This is a genomic window from Knoellia sp. S7-12 (assembly GCF_040518285.1).
Taxonomy (GTDB): Bacteria; Actinomycetota; Actinomycetes; order Actinomycetales; family Dermatophilaceae; genus Knoellia.
In genome coordinates, this window is record NZ_CP155449.1 from 3520998 (window position 1) to 3537974 (window position 16977).

The following is a 16977-nucleotide window of genomic DNA, read 5'->3' on the forward strand; positions in this document are numbered from 1 at the left end:
GTCCGCGAGGGGATGAGTCAGTCGCCGACCTTCTCGGCAGCCTTGGCCGTGGCCTTCGGCGTCGAGCTGGCGGCCTTCTTGGCGCTCGTCGTGGTGGCCTTGGCCGAGGTGGTGGTCCGCTTGCGGGCCTTGGTCGCCGTCGTGGTGGCGCGCTTGGCGGCGGTGCGAGTGCGCTTCGCGGAAGCCTGGACCTCGGTCGCGGCGAAGTCAGCGTCCTCGGCGACGGTGTCGACGACGATCTGCGCGACGTGAGTGGCTTCCTTGCGACCCGTGGTGAAGGTGGCAAGGGCGGACGAGCGGACGTCGACGACGGCCTTGCGGGCGGTCGTCACGGCACCCTTGCCGAGGCTGAGGGTGGTCTCTGCCTGGGCAACAAGGTCCTTGGTGGCCTTCTGGTTCTTGATGCGGGTGACGAGCTTCTCACCGCGGACCGCGAGGTCCTCGTAGCTCTTGGTGACCTGGTCGGCCGTGGCGACACCCTGGTTGAGGGCCTTGGTCGGGAGCGCCTTGACGTCCTCGATGACGATCTCGGCGCGCTTCTGGACCGCGGTCGGGGCCAGGTCGGCCCGGAGCTCGGTGCGAGCCTTCTCGGCGCGAAGGCGTGCCTCACGCACGCGCTCGACGGCGAGGTCCGTGGCGCCGACGACGGCGAACAGCGGGGTGGCGGAGGTCTTGGTGGTGGTCTTCGTGGCGGTCTTGGTGGCCATGTTCACTCCTGATGAGGTGGGGTTGTGGGTGGTGCGATGTGCAAGGGGCACTGCGAAGGGGAAGGCGCGTCAGCGCTGGGGGTCCGCGCCGATGAAGGACTCATAGACGTCGAGGAGGGTCGCTCGTTGACGGTCGGTGAGGTTCGGGTCGGCGGCGATGGCGTCCCGGACGGTCGTGCTGGTGGACTCGGCCACAGGGTGCTCATCGAGGATCCCGGCCTTGACATAGAGCGTCTCGGCCGACACCTCCAGCCCCTTGGCCAGTTGCTGCAGGATCTCGGCGCTCGGGCGCTTGAGTCCGCGCTCGAGCTGGGACAGATAGGGATTCGAGATCCCGGCGAGCTCGGACAGCTGACGCAGCGACAGTCGGTGCGACAGACGCTGCTCGCGCAGGTAGTCGCCCAATCCGGCGAGGTCGTTCAGCGGGTTCCGGCTCATGGATCCAGTGTGCTTGCTCTAGTTAGCAAAATGCAAACCCGGGCAAGCGTGATGGTGAACACACGCCGTCAAGTGGGGCTCCGCAAACGAGACGTGAGTATGCCGTGTGCTTTTGTCTGCGATAATCTTGAGTTATGTCTGTGCGCGAGCTCTTCACCTTCCCCAACCCGGTCAACGAGAAGGCGGCCCGGTCGGTGGCCGGTGGCGTCGTCGTGTTGTCGCTGCTGACCCTGCTCACCCAGTGGTGGTGGCTGGCCGCCCTCCTGGCCGTCGGGTTTGCGTTGCGCGTGGCGGGCGGCCCGCGCTACAGCCCGCTCGGACGCCTCGCCGTCCACGTCATCGCGCCGCGCTTCGGCGCACCTCGGCTCGTCCCCGGACCGCCCAAGCGCTTCGCCCAGACCGTCGGCCTGCTGTTCAGCGGCGCCGCCACGATCTCCTTGGCCCTGGGTGCGACCACGCTTGCGACGGTGTTGCTGACGATCCTCGCCGTCTTTGCCCTGCTGGAAGCGGCGCTCGGGTTCTGCGCCGGCTGCTGGGTCTTCGGTCACCTCATGCGACTCGGCGTCATCCCCGAGGAGACCTGCGCGGCCTGCAATGACCTCACACTGCGCCAGCCCCAGCGCACGCATCAACCCGCCTGACCCGACCGCGTCCCAACTTTTGCTCCCCATGAGGCTTCGTGAGGGGTCCGGAGGGAAATTAACCCTCCGGACCCACCAGATTGCCTCATGGGGAGCAAAAGTTGAGGTTCGGGGTCAGGGGCGGGGCTTGATGCCCAAGAATTCGCGGGCCGCAGTCGTCGACATCGGCGGGCGCTGCATCGTCGTCGCCAGCTCGGCGGCCCGCGCCACCAGCTCGGAGTTGTGCTGGACCTGCTGACCGCGGGCAAAGACCACGTTGTCCTCCATGCCGACGCGCAGGTGTCCTCCGGCCGACAGCGCTGCCGCGAGCACCGGCAGGTGGGTCCGACCGATCCCGGTCGCCGACCATGACGTCACCTCGGGTGGCAGCATCGCGAGCCCGGCCAGGAGCGCCGCAGCAGTTCCGGGCATCGCGCCCGGCACCCCCAGCACGAAGTCCACGTGGACCTTGCCACCGAAAGGCAACCCGTGGGTGGCAAGCAACCGACCCAATGCGTGGACGTGGCCCAACTCGAAGAGCTCGAACTCGGGGACGACCTCGCGCTCCTGCGCCTGGACATAGAGGTCGGACATGAACCCCCACGGATTGAGGAACACGTCGTCACCGAAGTTCGTCGTGCCGCAGGTGAGACTGCACGAGTCGGGCCCGGCGTCCAGGATGGTGAGCCGCTGCTCGAGCGGATCGTGCACCGAGCCGCCCGTCGAGAGCTGGACGACGAGGTCGGTCTCGGAGCGGATCGCATCCACCGCCGCCCGCAGGCGACCGCCGTCGAGCGTGGGTCGGTGCTCGTCGTCGCGGATGTGCAGGTGGATGAGGGCTGCCCCTGCGGCCTCGCAGGTTCGTGCCGTCTCGACGAGCTCGTCAAGAGTCGTCGGAAGCTGGGGCACCTCGGCCTTCGCGTGCTCCGCCCCCGTGGGGGCAACGGTGATGAGGGTCGCGGACGATGCGGTGGCCATGCCCTCAGTCTGGCAGGACGACCCAATGCGCCAAGACCCGGATCGCGCAGATCCTGCGGTGGATCAGCGTCCGACGATGACCGTTTGCGCTCCAGCGACCGTGCCGGCCACAAGATCGACATCAACAGGGATGTTGCGCTTGATGACGGCGAGGGCGATGGGACCGTCCTCGTGGTGCCGGGCCACGCTCGTGATCCGGCCAATCTCGCGGCCCTCCAGCGTCAGCGGCGCCCCGGCCTCGGGCAGCAGGTGGCCCGAGCCGTCGAGGTGCAGGAAGACGATGCGGCGCGGCGGGCGTCCGAGGTTGTGGACACGCGCGACGGTCTCCTGCCCGCGGTAGCAACCCTTGTGCAGGTGCACCGCCGTGCGCAGCCAGTCGACCTCGTGGGCAATGGTGCGGTGATCGGTCTCGAAGCCCAGTCGCGGCCGCCAGGCAGCCACGCGCAACGCCTCGGCAGCCCACGTGCCGGCCAGCGGCCGATCCCCCACAGCCGACTCCAGTTCGGCGCGCGGCACGATGAGCTCGCGCCAGCGACGCGACTCACCCGGGTGGTCCGTCTCAGGACCGTATGCCGCGGTGTCACCGACAAGGTTGGGCCAGGGGTCGACCCACGCGACAGGCTCGCCCTCGACACTGGCAGCCGAAAGCGGTTCTCCGAGAACGGCATACGCGTCAGTGACGTCTGAGACCTCGACGCGGAGCATGAAGCGCATGGAGTCGAGCCAGGCCGCGAGCGCGGGCGCCGTCCCCGGCTCGACGGTGATCCACGTCGACTCACCGTCGTCGACGATGTGCAGGTCGTGCTCGATGTGACCCTTGGGTGAGAGGACGAGCGACTCGGTCGAGACGCGAGGAGCGAGGCCGGTGAGCTGCTGCGTGGTGATCGAGTGCAACCACGACAAACGATCGGTTCCGGTGACGCGGACGACGCCCCTGTGGGAGAGGTCGACGACGGCCAGGCCCTCCTCGAGGAGGCGCTGCTCCCGGCCGGGGTCGCCGTAGTGCGCGGCCACGCCACCGTCGAGACCCTCACCCGCGACGGCGCCGGGCCGGGTCAGCAGGGGCGAGGTGGGAAGGACGGTCGTCGTGTCGGTCATGACTGCTTCCTGCAGGTGCGGCAGAGGCCGTGGATGGCGGCATGGGTGACATCGGCCTGGAACCCAAGAGAACCATCGAGGCGGGCCACGAATTCCTCGGCCACCTCGACGGGTGCCTCGTCCACGGAACCGCACTGACGGCATACGACGTGGATGTGGGTGGCATGGGTGGTGAGGTGATAGCTCGGCACCCGGTGGTCGACGTGGGTGTGGCTTACGAGCCCCAGCTCCTGGAGCGCCTCGAGGGAGCGGTAGACGGTCGACAGGGCCATCGGCGCATCGCCCTTCGTCGACACCGTGTCCACGATCTGCTCCGGCGTGGCGTGGCCGAGGCGCTCGACCGCATCGAGCACCTGCTGGCGCTGCGGCGTGAGCCGCCGTCCGGCGGCTCGCAGACGCGTGCCGAGATCACTCACACCACCAATGTATGCCGGTGGGCCGACTGGCCGAGAACGCGCACCTAGACTGGGCCGGGTGCTAGACGACTTCGCCGCCGAGGAGACCCGTGTCGAACGCCGAGCCCCGGGGAAACCGCGGTGGGGGCGGCGCTTCGTGATCGTCATCGCGTCCATGGTCGCGCTGACGCTCGTGGCCGCCGGAGGTTTCGTCGTCTTCCTCAACCAGACGGCCAAGAACAACATCACTCAGGACGACCTCCTGCCGAATCCTGCTCCGTCCGCCACGCTGGGCGACGGATCGGTCGTGAAGATCCCACAGAGCGATGTCGGCCAGAACTACCTCATCATTGGCTCCGATGCGCGACCCGGCGAGGGCGCAAGCCGCTCCGACGTCATCGTCCTGGCCCACGTGCCCGAGGACAAGAAGGCCGTCCAGCTCATCCACTTCCCGCGTGACCTCTACGTCGCGATCCCGGGACGCAAGAAGGACAAGATCAACGCGGCCTACGCCTACGGCGGTGCACCGCTCCTCGTCAGCACCCTGCAGAACCTGCTCGGCGTCAAGATCGACCACGTCGCCAAGACCGACTTCGAGGGCTTCAAGAACATGACGGATGCGGTCGGCGGGGTGCGCGTCTATGCCGAGGAGGCCAGCGACGAGGGCACCTTTCAGGTGACGGAGGGTTGGAACAACTTCAACGGTGAGCAGGCGCTTGCCTTCGTCCGTGAGCGCAAGAGCCTCTCCGAGGGCGACATCTCGCGCGGCCGCCGCCAGCAGGCGTTCATCAAGGCCCTGATGATCAAGACCCTCACCCCGTCGGTCATCGCCAACCCCATCACCCTGACGAGGTTCGTCGGCGCCGCGACCGACAATCTCGTCGTCGACCAGGGCCTCGACGTCGGGAAGATGCGAAGTGAGGCCATTGCCTTGCGCAGCCTCCGCAGCGGCGACATCGTCTTCATCACCGCGCCGTTCACGGGCTTCGGCACTGCTCCCGACGGTGGGTCGATCGAAATCGTCGACGAGCCCGGCATGACTGCCCTGGGCGAGGCCCTGCGCACCGACAAGATGGACACCTACGTCGACGCCTCCGTCACACCCTGAGGACCGAAAGCATCACTCGACTCGCTTGAGCTCCGCCGAGAGGTGCGAGGTGAGCGGCTGCCCCATCGCAGCCATGTCCATGACCCACATGAGATTGGAATTCACGTAGCCGTACATGCGGTGCGCCGCGGTGTACTCCTTGGCGTGCGGGCTGCGCATCACGCCGTCGGTGCGGAGTTCGACCTTGGCCGGCTGGGCGTGCCCGGCATACATCTCCACGACACCGGTCGGGTGGGCGAGGAGCAACTCGACGTTGGTGCCGTCCGGCGTCTCGGTCACGGGCCGCCAGAAACCGACCTCGGTCGCGAGCGGGCGGACCTTCTCGCCCGCGTCATCGAGGAGCCAGGTCTGGCTGCGCCACTCGAGGAACGGGCGACCGTCGTGCGCGCAGATGATCTCTTGGCCGAAGTTCTTGGACTCCATCGTCGGGTAGCCGACGACACCGGCGCCAACCCACTTGCCGACGAGCCAGGCGAGCGGGGCGAGCTCGGACGGGAGACTGGTATCGAGATGGAATGACACGAGTGGGATCGTAGTCGCACACCCGAGGAGGACCCATGGCCAATCCCACGACCACCCGACCGCTCGTTGTCAAGATCACCTGCGGCTCCGAAGCCCTCGAACGCCTCAACCAGGCCTTCACCGTTGCCGTCATCGCTGTCACCTCCGGCGCCGAGGTCAGCGTGTGGCTCACCGGTGACGCCACATGGATGGCTGTCGCCGGCCGCGCCGAGGAACTCTCACTCCCCCACGGCGCCCCTCTCGCGGGGCTTCGCGACGGCCTGCTGGCCGGCGCCACCGTCACGGTCTGCGGCCAGTGCGCCGCCCGACGGGACCTCTCGCCCGACGACCTCCTGGAGGGCGCCACGATCAGGGGCGCCGCGGCATACGTCGAAGAGATCCTGCGACCGGACGCGCAGGCGATCGTCTACTGAGAGGCTTCCGCAGGAGGCTGGTGCCCCTACGCTGTCCCGCGTGATCGCAGCCGTGCTCCTCACCGTGGCGCTTGCCCTCTTGGCCGCCTTCCAGCTCGCCCTGATCCTGGGCGCCCCCATCGGGCAATTCGCCTGGGGAGGGCAACACCGCGTGCTTCCCGTCGGCCTGCGCATCGGCAGCGGAGTGGGCATCGCGATCTATGTCTTCATCGCTCTGCTCGCCCTTGACCGCGCACGGGTGGTCGACACCTTCCCCGATCGCTTCTCCGCGGTCGGCATGTGGATCGCCTTCGCCTACTTCGCGCTCGGCATCGCCCTGAACGCCATCTCGCGCAGCGCGCCCGAGCGCTATGCGATGGTGCCCGTGACGATCATCTTGTCGACGCTGAGTCTGGTCGTCGCCCTGGGGTGAGGGCGACGAATTCTTGGGTATGCCGTGTGGCCGGGTCCGCGCGAATCCGCCGGTCCCGCCGGTCCCGCCGGTTCAACCGGTTCAACCGGTTCAACCGACGAGAATGCGGGACAGCAGGTAGACGGGCACCGCGGTCACGAGGACCGATGCCGCAGCGGCCGTGATCTGGCCGCGCATGCCGCGAATCGGCGACAAGGTGCACAATGCCCGGCGCATCACGTGGGCCAGGATGCCGACGACAGCACCGAGCAGCGCACCCGAGGGCCCACCGACCACCTCGACGAAAAGGCCCGCGACTCCTCCGGCGGCGAGACCGATGGCGCCTGCGGCCGGCAGCATCCATGGTCGGGCCCGCCGGAACGGGGCACCGAGGTCGGCGACCGCAGACAGCGCGAGGGCGACCGCCACGACGATGACCACCTCATGTCCACCAAAGGTGCGCCCGAGCGGAACGTAGGCGGCACCGATCGTCGCGATCGCGATGCCGGCAGCGCTCACCGTCACGGACTGGGTGAGGCGGGGCCGGCCGTCACGGCGCAGCAGCTGGTGCAGGAACATCGCGAGCAGGGCGAGGGCCATGACGACGGGGACGTGCCGCAGGTAGGGCTCTTCTGAGGTCAGCGCGACCGTCGCCGGAGCGAGCACGCCGGCCAGGCCAATGGCGAGGGAGGAGCCGAACTTGCTCGAGGACCCCAGCAACTCGGGCCATCCCCAGGCGAGGACGAGGCCGCCCCAGGCGACTGCCGCCGCCCCCAGGGCCTGGTCGGCGACGGTAGCCAATGCGAGGAGCAGCGCAAACACTGCGGTCGCCAGGACCAGAGTCAGACGGCGCTCGGTCGCGATCGGCGGCAGGATCGGGTTGCGACGGCGCTCATCGCGGACCGCCCGCCGGGCAGCGCGCGACTCGTCGTTCACCGGCGCGCTCACCGGCTCGTTCGACGGATCATTCGCCGGGTCACCCACCGGGTCACTCACGGGCTCGGTCGCATCCACGATCGGCATCCTGCCATCACCCACGAAGTCACCCCCCGGCGAAGGGCGGGAGCACTTCGACCACCTTGTCGTCGCCGACCTCGGCGTCCCGGCCGACAGCGCGGCCGTCGACCAGGACCGAACACACGGCGACGACGTCACGCAGGGCAGGGTGGGCCGTGACCGCGGCGTCGAGGATGTCACCCACGCGTGGGCCCGCCTCAAACGTCTCCTCGGCCACCCCGGCAGCTGCCCGGGCGCCGGCCCAATAACGCAATGTCACCAGTCTCATGCCCCGGTGAGCGCCGTCGATCGCCGTCATATCCACCTATTCTGTGCTGGATGGCCCACCTGTTGCTGCTGACGAACGCCTTGGCGCCGAGCGCCGAGGTGCTGCCAGCTCTGGGCCTGCTCAGTCACCATGTTCGCATCCTCCCGGCCGAGCCGACCGCCCTCATCGATGCGCCCCCCGCTGACGCGGTGCTCGTCGATGCCCGACGTGAGCTCGCCATGGCCCGCTCACTGTGCCGTGTCATCCGCACGACCGGGCTGTCGGCGCCGCTCTTCGCGATCCTCACCGAGGGTGGGCTCGCCGGCCTCACACCCGAGTGGGGGGTTGATGACGTGTTGCTCGACAGTGCGGGACCGGCCGAGGTCGAGGCCCGCCTGCGACTCGCGATCGCCCGGGCACTCGACGGCGACGACGCGGGTGACGACGTGCGGATCACCGCGGGGGTGCTCGTGATCGACGAGGCGACCTATTCGGTCAAGCTGCGCGGGAAGGCCCTCGACCTCACCTACAAGGAGTTCGAGCTGCTCAAGTACCTCGCCCAGCACCCGGGCCGTGTCTTCACCCGCGCCCAGCTGCTGCAGGAGGTCTGGGGCTACGACTACTTCGGCGGCACCCGCACCGTCGACGTCCACGTCCGCCGCCTGCGCGCCAAGCTCGGCTCCGACCACGAGACCCTCATCGGCACGGTCCGCAACGTGGGCTACCGCTTTGTCCCCGAAGAGCCCGAAGCCGAAACTGCTTCCGTCGAGGTCGCGTCCTCATGAGCGAGACCCGGCTGGAGACATTGCCGCACGTCGACGATGTGACCTCGTCGGCCGTCCTGGCCATGGCCGGTCGCGTGGCCGACGCCGACGGCGTCGAGGCCATCTCGGAGGCCTTCCGACTCGCTCTCGGCTCACCTCGGTCCGAGGTCACCCACCTCATCGCGTATGCCGGTGAGTCCCGTCCCGTGGGCTACGCAGCTCGCGACGCGGCTGGGTCTGGTGAGCTCTTCGTCGACCCCGACTCACGCCGACAGGGTGTGGGGCGCGCGCTGCTGCGGGCTCTGCTCGACGGCGGGGCGACAGGGGTGTGGGCGCACGGCGACCTGTCAGCGGCCCAGGCGTTGGCCGCCGTCGAGGGGCTTGTGTCAACCCGCGAGCTGCACGTCATGGCGCGGCCGCTCACAGCTGTTGATGCGGTGGATCCCGTTCTGCCAGAAGGTTTCTTGGTGCGGGCCTTCGCACCAGGGCGCGACGAGCCGGCGTGGCTCGACATCAACGGTGTCGCGTTCGCGACGCACCCCGAGCAGGGTTCCATCACGCTCGATGATCTGCGTGAGCGGATGGCCCAGGACTGGTTCGACCCCGCGGGGTTCCTTCTCGTCGAGGACACGACGCAGACCGACTCCAGCGGCCAGCACCCACTGGCAGCCTTCCACTGGACCAAGCGCGAGCCCGGGTCTGCGAGTGGGGAGGTGTACGTCCTGGGCGTGCACCCGGCATACCAAGGTCGTGGTCTTGCCGGTCCGGTCACGCGCCTGGGACTGGCCCACCTGGCCCGGCAGGGACTCGACACGGTCGACCTCTATGTCGACGGCGACAACGAGCGGGCGATCGCGACCTATCGACGGCAGGGATTCACCGATGCGGCGGTTCACGTCGTCTACGGCCGCCGCTGACTCCGCACCTATGATCGAATCTCGCACTCAGGCGCCCCACGCGAGAGTTCCCCAGACCGAAAGATCACCCAGACCTTGAGCACCCACACCTTCACCGAGCACGACTTCCGTCCGGTCATCCTGGGTGGCGACATCACGGCATACAGCCTGGTTCGCACCTTCCACGAGGCCTACGCCGTCAAGAGTCTGGTCGTGAACATGACCGAGGCCGGGCCCATCGCGATGAGTGGTCTGTGCGACCACATCTATGAGGCAGGGCTCGAGAACGAGGCCAACCTCATCGAGGCGTTGAGCAAGGTCGGCGCGCAAGAGGGCGCGGCCAAGGGCAAGAAGCTCATCCTGCTCGCGGCCGGCGACTGGTATGTGCGGCTCATCATCGAGAACCGCGAGCTGCTCGAGCAATGGTTCGTCATTCCCTACATCGGGGAAGACCTCATGAACGAAATCGTCCTCAAGGACAAGTTCTACGGCTACCTCGACACGCTCGACCTGCCCTACCCCAAGACCGTCGTCGTCGATGTGCCCAGCGGTGAGGACGTCGAGGTCCCGGCGGAGTGGGGCTATCCGATCGTGGCCAAGCCGGCGAGCAGCGCGCTCTATCACTACGCGAAGTTCCCGGGCAAGAAGAAGGTCTACATCCTGCACAGCAAGGCCGAGCTCGACGAGATGCTCGTGAACCTGCGGACCAGTTCGTACGACTACAAGTTCCTCGTCCAGGAGTTCGTCCCGGGCAACGACACCAATATGCGTGTCCTGACCTGCTATTCGGACAAGAACGGCAAGGTCGTGTTCGGCTCCCTCGGGCATGTGCTTCTCGAGGAGCACGTGCCGATGGCCATCGGGAACCCCTGCGTCATCATCAACACCGAAGACGACGAGATCATCAACCAGGCCAAGGCCTTCCTTGAGCATGTCGGCTATGTCGGCTACTCGAACTTCGATCTCAAGTACGACCCGCGTGACGGCACCTACAAGTTCTTCGAGATCAACGTGCGCCTGGGTCGCAGCAACTATTACGTCACGGCCGGTGGCAACAACACGGCCGAGTACTACGTGCGTGACCACGTCTACGGCGAGGACTTCGAGGGCGTGACCTATGCGCGCGGCGAGCACCTCTTCGCGTTCGTGCCCAAGTACGTCATCAAGAAGTACGTCCTCGACAAGCCGCTGCGCGACAAGGCTCTTGGGCTGATGAAGGCTGGCAAGTCGAGCGACCCCAATTCCTACAAGCCCGACCTCACGCCGAAGCGTCGCGCCTACAACTTGGCCTATCACCTGAACCAGATCCGCAAGTTCCGAACGCACTTCGTCGCACGATGAGTGACGCGGACGCGGCGTACTTCGACGGCGAGGGCGAGGGCGACACCCGGCGCGCTCGACGCGAGCGCGCCATGGCCGGCAGCATCGGGCGCAACAGCGCGATCATGGCAGTGGGCACGTTGGGCTCTCGCGTGCTCGGGCTCGTCCGCATGTCGATGCTGAGCCTCGTCGTCATCAGTGCCGCTGCTGACTCATTCACCATGGCGAACACGCTTCCGACCCAGCTCTACGTCCTCATCAACGGCGGCCTGCTGTCGGCGATGCTCATCCCGTTGATCTCCAAGGCGATGCTCCGCAAGGACGGCGGACAGGACTTCAGCGATCGGCTGATCACGCTCTGCCTGCTCGTCCTGGGTGGGGTGACCCTCATCAGCCTGGCTCTCGCGCCATGGATCCTCGGCGCGCTCACTCGCAAGGGCGACGGCGACTTCCTCGCGATGGGAACGGCGCTGGCCTACATCTGCCTTCCCCAGATCTTCTTCTATGGGCTCTATTCCGTCCTCGGCCAGGTGCTGAACGCCCGCGGTCACTTCCTCGCCTACGCCTGGGCGCCTGCCTGGGCCAACGTCGTCCAGATCGCCGGTCTGGCCTGGTTCATCCAGGAATGGGGCAGACAGTCCTCCCCGAAGGCATGGACCTCGGAGATGACCTGGGTTCTGGGTGGCACCACGACCCTGGGCATCGCCGTCCAGGGCTTGGCCCTGGTCGTGCCGCTCCTGCGTTCGGGTTTCAAGTTCACCCCCCGATTCGGGTGGCGTGGCTACGGCTTCGGCGAGGTGTCACGGATGTCGTCGTGGACCCTTGGAGCCCTGGTCGTCTCCCAGGCCTTCGGATTCTTCAGCACGTGGGTCATGCAGGTCGCCGCTGACGACTCCGGCCGCGTGCCCGGCAACGCCGCGCAGCAGTGGGCCTACAGCATCTACATCCTCCCGTACTCCCTCATCACGGTCTCGATCATCACCGCGATCTTCCCCGCCATGTCGCGAGCCCACGCCAAGGGCGATGACCCGGCGATGCGGCACTGGATCACGCGAGGCCTCGTGTCTCCGGCCGTCCTGATCATCCCGGCCAGCGCCGCCATGATCGCTCTCGGGCGCCCCCTCGCGGCCACCCTCTTCCCGGGCACGCGCTACGTCCCCTCAAGGGGGATCGACGAACCCGGCGACATCGCGATCATCCTCGCGATCATGGCGCTCGGCACGCTGGCGTTCGGCATCACGGCGGTCAAGCAGCGCTACTGCTTCGCCCGTAGCGACGGTCGCATGAACTTCTGGACGGTGGTGCTGATGATCGCCGTCAACGTCATTGCGTGCCTCGTTGCCCTGTGGGCCACCCCGGCGGAATACGTCATCGCCGTCGTCGCCGCTGGGGCCACGCTTGGCAACATCGTGTCTGCGGCCGTCTTCTTGTGGATCGCTCGCCGCCAACTCGGTGGCCTCAACCTCTCCACGGTGACGCGGCTGTGGGCGCGTCTCACCGCGGCCGCGGCTTTGGCCGGGCTGTCGGGGTGGGGCGTCGCCACGCTGATCGCGGACCCTGCAAGCGACTGGATCTGGCAAGCGCTCTCGCTGGCATCGGGTGGCCTTGCACTTGGAGCCGTCTTCTATCTCGCAGCCCGGCTCCTCAAGATCCGCGAGGTCGACGAGATGCTCGCGCCGATCCTGCGCCGCTTGCCGCTCCCCCGCTGAGTCGCAAAGGTTCAGGCGCCACCGCCGGCGACCCGTCGAGCCCGGCTGCCACCCCGGCCTCAGGGGTAGGCTCGCCGGGTGCGCAATGAACCGGTGGGCATCCTTGGCGGAGTAGGGCCCATGGCCACCGTCTACTTCATGCAGCGCGTCCTGGAGATGACCGACGCCGGCCGCGACCAGGACCATGTCGACATGCTCGTGTGGAACCACGCGAGCATCCCGGACCGGACGGCATACCTCGTCGGAGACAGCGACGAAAGCCCAGGCCCGGTGATGGCCGAGGACGCCCGGCAGCTCGAGCGCGCCGGCGCGAAGTTCATCGCTCTGCCGTGCAACACGGCGCAGGCGTTCCTCGACGAGGTGCAGGCAGCGGTAGGCATCCCGGTCATCGACATCGTCGCCGAGACCGTCGCCGCCGCGCAGGCCGCCGTGCCCGGCCTGACGACGCTGGGCATCCTCGCGACGGACGGGACGCTCCGGTCCGAGATCTATCACCGAGCGGCCGGGGCCGCTGGGCTCACCCCCGTCACCCCCGATGACGTCGCCCAGAAGGACGTCATGTCGATGATCTATGACGGGGTCAAGGCGGGTATGCCGGTGGAGCGCGAACGCTTCGACGCTGCGGTGGCGCATTTGCGTGACAAGGGCGCCGGGGCCATCGTGCTCGGCTGCACCGAGTTGTCGATCCTGCAGACCGACCTCCAGGTGGACGAACCGGACATCGTCGACTCCCTCGACGCACTGGCCGCCCGCACGGTCACCCTCGCCGGTGGCCAGCTGCGCTGAGCGCTGGCCATGGGGCGATGACGCACCAAGGACTGCCTCTACTGGCGTTCACCTGAACCTGTCACGATGAACGCATGACGACGTCGACGACCTCCGCCAGCACCCTCGCACAGGACGGGGGGCCCCAGGCGACCGACAAGGCCGCCGTCGAGGACGCTGGCAGGGCTGGCCAGGCCCCGGATGACGGCACGACCGACGGCACCACCCACGCGACTCACCAGGCCGCGGGGGCATCCGCCGACGCGAGCATCGTGCGAGACGTGTCGATCGCGAGCGCCTCCGCCACCGAGACACGCGCCAGCCAGCCACGCGCCTCCAACGGTCGCTTCACGCAGACCAGCGCCCAGGACACAGAGGACGACGCTCTGCCAGCAGACCGGTTCCTCGACCGCGAGATCTCGTGGCTTCAGTTCAACGAGCGGGTCCTCCAACTCGCCGCCGACGAGAACGTCCCGCTGCTCGAGCGGGCCCGCTTCCTCGCGATCTTCACGTCCAACCTCGACGAGTTCTTCATGGTGCGCGTCGCCGGCCTCAAGCGCCGCATCGCCACCGGTCTCGCCGTGCGCTCGGCCTCAGGTCTCGAGCCACGCGAGGTGCTCGAGCAGATCTCCACCGTCGCCCACGAACTCCTCGACCTGCAGGCCCACGTCTATGACGACTTGGTGCAGCCGGCCCTCGAGGACGCCGGCATCCAGGTCGTCCGCTGGGACGAGCTCTCGCAGGACGAGCAGGTCGAGCTCGGCCAGATGTTCACCGACCGGGTCTTCCCCGTGCTCACCCCGCTCGCCGTCGACCCGGCCCACCCTTTCCCCTACATCTCCGGGCTGTCGCTCAACCTCGCCGTGCTACTCGTCAACCCCAAGACCGGCAAGGAGCACTTTGCCCGCGTCAAGGTCCCCCCGCTCCTCCCCCGCCTCCTCCGGGTGGGCGAGACCGGCTCGGCCGGCGACGTCTACGACGTGCGATTCGTGCCGCTCGAGGACGTCATGGCGGCCCACCTCGACCAGCTCTTTCCCGGCATGGAGGTGCACGAGCACTACACCTTTCGGGTCACCCGCAACGAGGACCTCGAGGTCGAGGAGGACGACGCCGAGAATCTCCTCGCCGCCCTCGAGAAGGAGCTGACCCGCCGCCGCTTCGGCCCGCCGGTCCGGCTCGAGGTCGACCGCGAGATGGACGACCACGTCATGGACCTGCTGGTGCGCGAACTCGGGGTCACCAGCTCAGAGGTCTATCGCCTGCCCGCCCCGCTCGACCTGCGCGGGCTCAACATCATCGCCGACCTCGAGCGCTCCGACCTGCACTACAAGGCGTTCGTCTCGCGCACCAACAGCGACCTCGCACCGACCGAGAGCGCCAAGGCCCGCGACATCTTCGCGAGCATCCGCAAGCAGGACGTCCTGCTCCAGCACCCCTACGACTCGTTCTCGACGTCGGTGCAGGCCTTCATCGAGCAGGCCGCCGCCGATCCCAACGTCCTGGCCATCAAGCAGACGCTCTATCGCACGAGCGGCGACTCCCCGATCATCGACGCCCTCATCGACGCCGCCGACAGCGGCAAGCAGGTGCTGGCCGTCGTCGAGATCAAGGCCCGCTTCGACGAGCAGAACAACATCTCCTGGGCCCGCAAGCTCGAGCGCGCCGGCGTCCACGTCGTCTACGGCATCGTCGGCCTGAAGACCCACTGCAAACTCAGCCTCGTCGTCCGCCAGGAGGAGGACGGTCTGCGCCGCTACTGCCACGTCGGCACCGGCAACTACAACCCCAAGACGGCTCGCCTCTATGAGGACTTCGGCCTGCTCACCTGCGACCCGCAGGTCGGCGAGGACCTCTCGCGGCTGTTCAACCAGCTCTCTGGCATCGCCCCCCGCACCAAGTTCAAGCGGCTCCTCGTGGCGCCGCGCTCGGTGCGCACCGGGTTGCTGGAGCGGATCGACGCACAGATCGATCGTGAGGAGGCCAAAACAGGTGCCGGCTACATCGGCTTCAAGGTCAACTCCATCGTCGATGAGCAGATCATCGATGCGCTCTATCGCGCCTCACGGGCCGGCGTGAAGATCGACGTCTGGGTGCGCGGCATCTCGTCGCTGCGCCCGGGAGTGAAGGGACTGTCCGAGACCATCACGGTCCACTCGATCCTGGGCCGCTTCCTCGAGCACTCCCGCATCTTCCTCTTCGGCACCGGCGACGACGTCGAGGCCCTCATCGGCAGCGCCGACATGATGCACCGCAACCTCGACCGCCGCGTCGAGTGCCTGGTGCGCCTCTCCGACCCGCGCCACCTCCATGACCTCACCTCGCTCATGGGCAAGGGCATGAGCGGCGACTACTCGCACTGGAGCCTGGGCAGCGACGGCCGCTGGAGCCGCCACCACATCGGCGACGATGGTGAGGCGCTGGCAGACGTGCAGGCCATGCTCATCGAGATGCATGCGAAGCGGCGACGCAAGGCTCGACGGCGCTGAGCACGCTGGCCCGCACCCAGTCCATCCCCGCGGCAGGAACCCTGCCGTGGCGGGTGCGCAAGGGTGTGCTCGAAGTCGCCCTCGTCCACCGCCCCCGCTATGACGACTGGTCCTGGCCCAAGGGCAAGCTCGACCCTGGTGAGGACTGGGCAACCGCTGCCGCCCGCGAGACGCTTGAGGAGACCGGCCTTGAGGTGCGGCTGGGTCGTCCCTTGCCTGAGGCTCGCTATCTCATGCTCACCAAGTCGGGCGTGCCCGGCGAGAAGGTCGTGCGCTACTGGGCGTCCACGGTCACCGGCGGCACGGGAGTGCTCGAGAACGAGATCGACGCCGTCGAGTGGCTCGAGGTCACTGAGGCCAACGTCCGGCTCGACTACGCCCACGACCGCGAACAGCTGCGGGCGCTCGTCCGCGCCCACGGTGACGCAGCACTCGACACGTGGCCGCTCGTGGTCGTCCGGCACGCCAAGGCGATGGCGCGCTCGGACTGGAAGGGCGACGATCGCGAGCGCCCGCTCGAGACGCGCGGACGCGAACGCGCCGACGCCCTCATCCCGCTGCTCACGGCATACGGGATCACGCGCATCGTCACCTCACCGGCCGTGCGTTGTCTCGACACGATCTCCCCGTATGCCGTGTGGTCCGGGATCGCGCCCCGGCCCAAGAAGGGTTTGTCCGAGGAGGGCCATGAGGCCGACCCCGACAAGGCCGGGGAGCACGTCGCGCGTGCTCTCAAGCGGGGCGAGCCGACGGTGCTGTGTTCACACGGGCCGGTGATGGGCGCCCTGCTCGACGCCCTCAGCCCGCGACTCGACCTTGCTGGCGATAGCGCAGCCGAGACGCTGCACTGCTTCGTGGAGGCCCGTGACGAGGGCCTCCTCAAGGGTGAGGCGATCGTGTGTCATGTCGCCGGGACGGGCGCGGACGCGCGCATCGTCGCCGTCGAGCGCCACCTCACCCCCTGACCTCGCCCACTCCCGCCCCAACGGGCCAAAGTCGGTGAAAGTTCAAGTGACCTGACTCTCACTTGAACTACGCGAAAGGCAATGGCCGAACAGCGTTCACGCGTCGTTCACCGTTCACGGGCCATCGCGTCATCGGCC

At 67.9% G+C, this 16977-nt stretch carries 19 protein-coding genes; 11 read left to right on the top strand and 8 right to left on the bottom strand.

Annotation, left to right across the window (positions count from 1 at the left end):
- Positions 1–17 precede the first annotated feature (17 nt).
- The gene (locus V6K52_RS16950) at positions 18–707 is read right to left on the bottom strand and encodes a hypothetical protein (protein ID WP_353951293.1); all 690 of its coding nucleotides are present in this window, start codon (positions 705–707) and stop codon (positions 18–20) included.
- Between the two features lie 69 nt (positions 708–776).
- Positions 777–1145: a helix-turn-helix transcriptional regulator gene (locus V6K52_RS16955; RefSeq protein WP_353951294.1), complete on the bottom strand. Its 369-nt coding sequence runs from the start codon at positions 1143–1145 to the stop codon at positions 777–779.
- 134 nt (positions 1146–1279) lie between these two features.
- On the opposite strand from V6K52_RS16955, the gene V6K52_RS16960 reads away from it, so the two are divergent.
- The gene (locus V6K52_RS16960) at positions 1280–1786 is read left to right on the top strand and encodes a DUF4395 domain-containing protein (RefSeq protein WP_353951295.1); all 507 of its coding nucleotides are present in this window, start codon (positions 1280–1282) and stop codon (positions 1784–1786) included.
- A 114-nt stretch (positions 1787–1900) separates the two neighbouring features.
- Here the strand turns inward: V6K52_RS16960 and V6K52_RS16965 are convergent, their stop codons facing one another.
- The 3 genes from V6K52_RS16965 to V6K52_RS16975 form a co-directional block, all read right to left on the bottom strand.
- Complete coding sequence (locus V6K52_RS16965; RefSeq protein ID WP_353951296.1) at positions 1901–2743, bottom strand: 3-keto-5-aminohexanoate cleavage protein; 843 nt, start codon at positions 2741–2743, stop codon at positions 1901–1903.
- 63 nt (positions 2744–2806) lie between these two features.
- Positions 2807–3841 carry a folate-binding protein gene (locus tag V6K52_RS16970; protein WP_353951297.1) on the bottom strand — a complete coding sequence of 345 codons (1035 nt, stop codon included), beginning with the start codon at positions 3839–3841 and terminating at the stop codon, positions 2807–2809.
- Positions 3838–4257 (bottom strand): Fur family transcriptional regulator, encoded by a 420-nt coding sequence (locus V6K52_RS16975; RefSeq protein WP_353951298.1) that lies wholly within the window; start codon positions 4255–4257, stop codon positions 3838–3840. The genes V6K52_RS16970 and V6K52_RS16975 overlap by 4 nt, the downstream gene beginning before the upstream one ends.
- A gap of 58 nt (positions 4258–4315) precedes the next feature.
- Here V6K52_RS16975 and V6K52_RS16980 point away from each other — a divergent pair, with 58 nt between their 5' ends.
- Entirely contained in the window at positions 4316–5344 is a 1029-nt protein-coding gene (locus tag V6K52_RS16980) for an LCP family protein (RefSeq protein WP_353951299.1), read from the top strand.
- A 12-nt stretch (positions 5345–5356) separates the two neighbouring features.
- Here the strand turns inward: V6K52_RS16980 and V6K52_RS16985 are convergent, their stop codons facing one another.
- Entirely contained in the window at positions 5357–5866 is a 510-nt protein-coding gene (locus V6K52_RS16985; protein WP_353951300.1) for an FABP family protein, read from the bottom strand.
- Between the two features lie 35 nt (positions 5867–5901).
- On the opposite strand from V6K52_RS16985, the gene V6K52_RS16990 reads away from it, so the two are divergent.
- Together V6K52_RS16990 and V6K52_RS16995 are read left to right on the top strand one after the other, a co-directional pair.
- The gene (locus V6K52_RS16990) at positions 5902–6279 is read left to right on the top strand and encodes a DsrE family protein (protein ID WP_353951301.1); all 378 of its coding nucleotides are present in this window, start codon (positions 5902–5904) and stop codon (positions 6277–6279) included.
- Positions 6280–6319: 40 nt separating this feature from the next.
- Positions 6320–6691, top strand: a complete 372-nt coding sequence (locus V6K52_RS16995) for a hypothetical protein (protein ID WP_353951302.1) — start codon at positions 6320–6322, stop codon at positions 6689–6691.
- A 90-nt stretch (positions 6692–6781) separates the two neighbouring features.
- Here V6K52_RS16995 and V6K52_RS17000 read toward each other — a convergent pair whose 3' ends face one another.
- Both V6K52_RS17000 and V6K52_RS17005 read right to left on the bottom strand, forming a co-directional pair.
- Positions 6782–7684, bottom strand: a complete 903-nt coding sequence (locus V6K52_RS17000; protein WP_353951303.1) for a hypothetical protein — start codon at positions 7682–7684, stop codon at positions 6782–6784.
- Between the two features lie 28 nt (positions 7685–7712).
- On the bottom strand, positions 7713–7985 hold the full coding sequence (locus V6K52_RS17005) for a MoaD/ThiS family protein (RefSeq protein ID WP_353951304.1): 273 nt from the start codon (positions 7983–7985) through the stop codon (positions 7713–7715).
- Between the two features lie 20 nt (positions 7986–8005).
- On the opposite strand from V6K52_RS17005, the gene V6K52_RS17010 reads away from it, so the two are divergent.
- The 7 genes from V6K52_RS17010 to V6K52_RS17040 all read left to right on the top strand — a co-directional run bounded on the left by V6K52_RS17010 (position 8006) and on the right by V6K52_RS17040 (position 16839).
- Entirely contained in the window at positions 8006–8719 is a 714-nt protein-coding gene (locus tag V6K52_RS17010) for a response regulator transcription factor (RefSeq protein ID WP_353951305.1), read from the top strand.
- The gene (mshD, locus tag V6K52_RS17015) at positions 8716–9615 is read left to right on the top strand and encodes a mycothiol synthase (protein ID WP_353951306.1); all 900 of its coding nucleotides are present in this window, start codon (positions 8716–8718) and stop codon (positions 9613–9615) included. Before V6K52_RS17010 ends, mshD begins: the two co-directional genes overlap by 4 nt.
- Positions 9616–9690: 75 nt before the next feature.
- Positions 9691–10935 carry a carboxylate--amine ligase gene (locus tag V6K52_RS17020; RefSeq protein WP_353951307.1) on the top strand — a complete coding sequence of 415 codons (1245 nt, stop codon included), beginning with the start codon at positions 9691–9693 and terminating at the stop codon, positions 10933–10935.
- A complete protein-coding gene (gene murJ, locus V6K52_RS17025; RefSeq protein WP_353951308.1) occupies positions 10932–12623 on the top strand; it encodes a murein biosynthesis integral membrane protein MurJ in 1692 nt (563 codons plus the stop codon). The genes V6K52_RS17020 and murJ overlap by 4 nt, the downstream gene beginning before the upstream one ends.
- A 78-nt stretch (positions 12624–12701) precedes the next feature.
- On the top strand, positions 12702–13409 hold the full coding sequence (locus tag V6K52_RS17030) for an amino acid racemase (RefSeq protein WP_353951309.1): 708 nt from the start codon (positions 12702–12704) through the stop codon (positions 13407–13409).
- Between the two features lie 74 nt (positions 13410–13483).
- A complete protein-coding gene (locus V6K52_RS17035) occupies positions 13484–15874 on the top strand; it encodes an RNA degradosome polyphosphate kinase (RefSeq protein WP_353951310.1) in 2391 nt (796 codons plus the stop codon).
- 53 nt (positions 15875–15927) lie between these two features.
- On the top strand, positions 15928–16839 hold the full coding sequence (locus tag V6K52_RS17040) for an NUDIX hydrolase (RefSeq protein ID WP_353951311.1): 912 nt from the start codon (positions 15928–15930) through the stop codon (positions 16837–16839).
- The last annotated feature ends 138 nt before the right edge of the window (positions 16840–16977 follow it).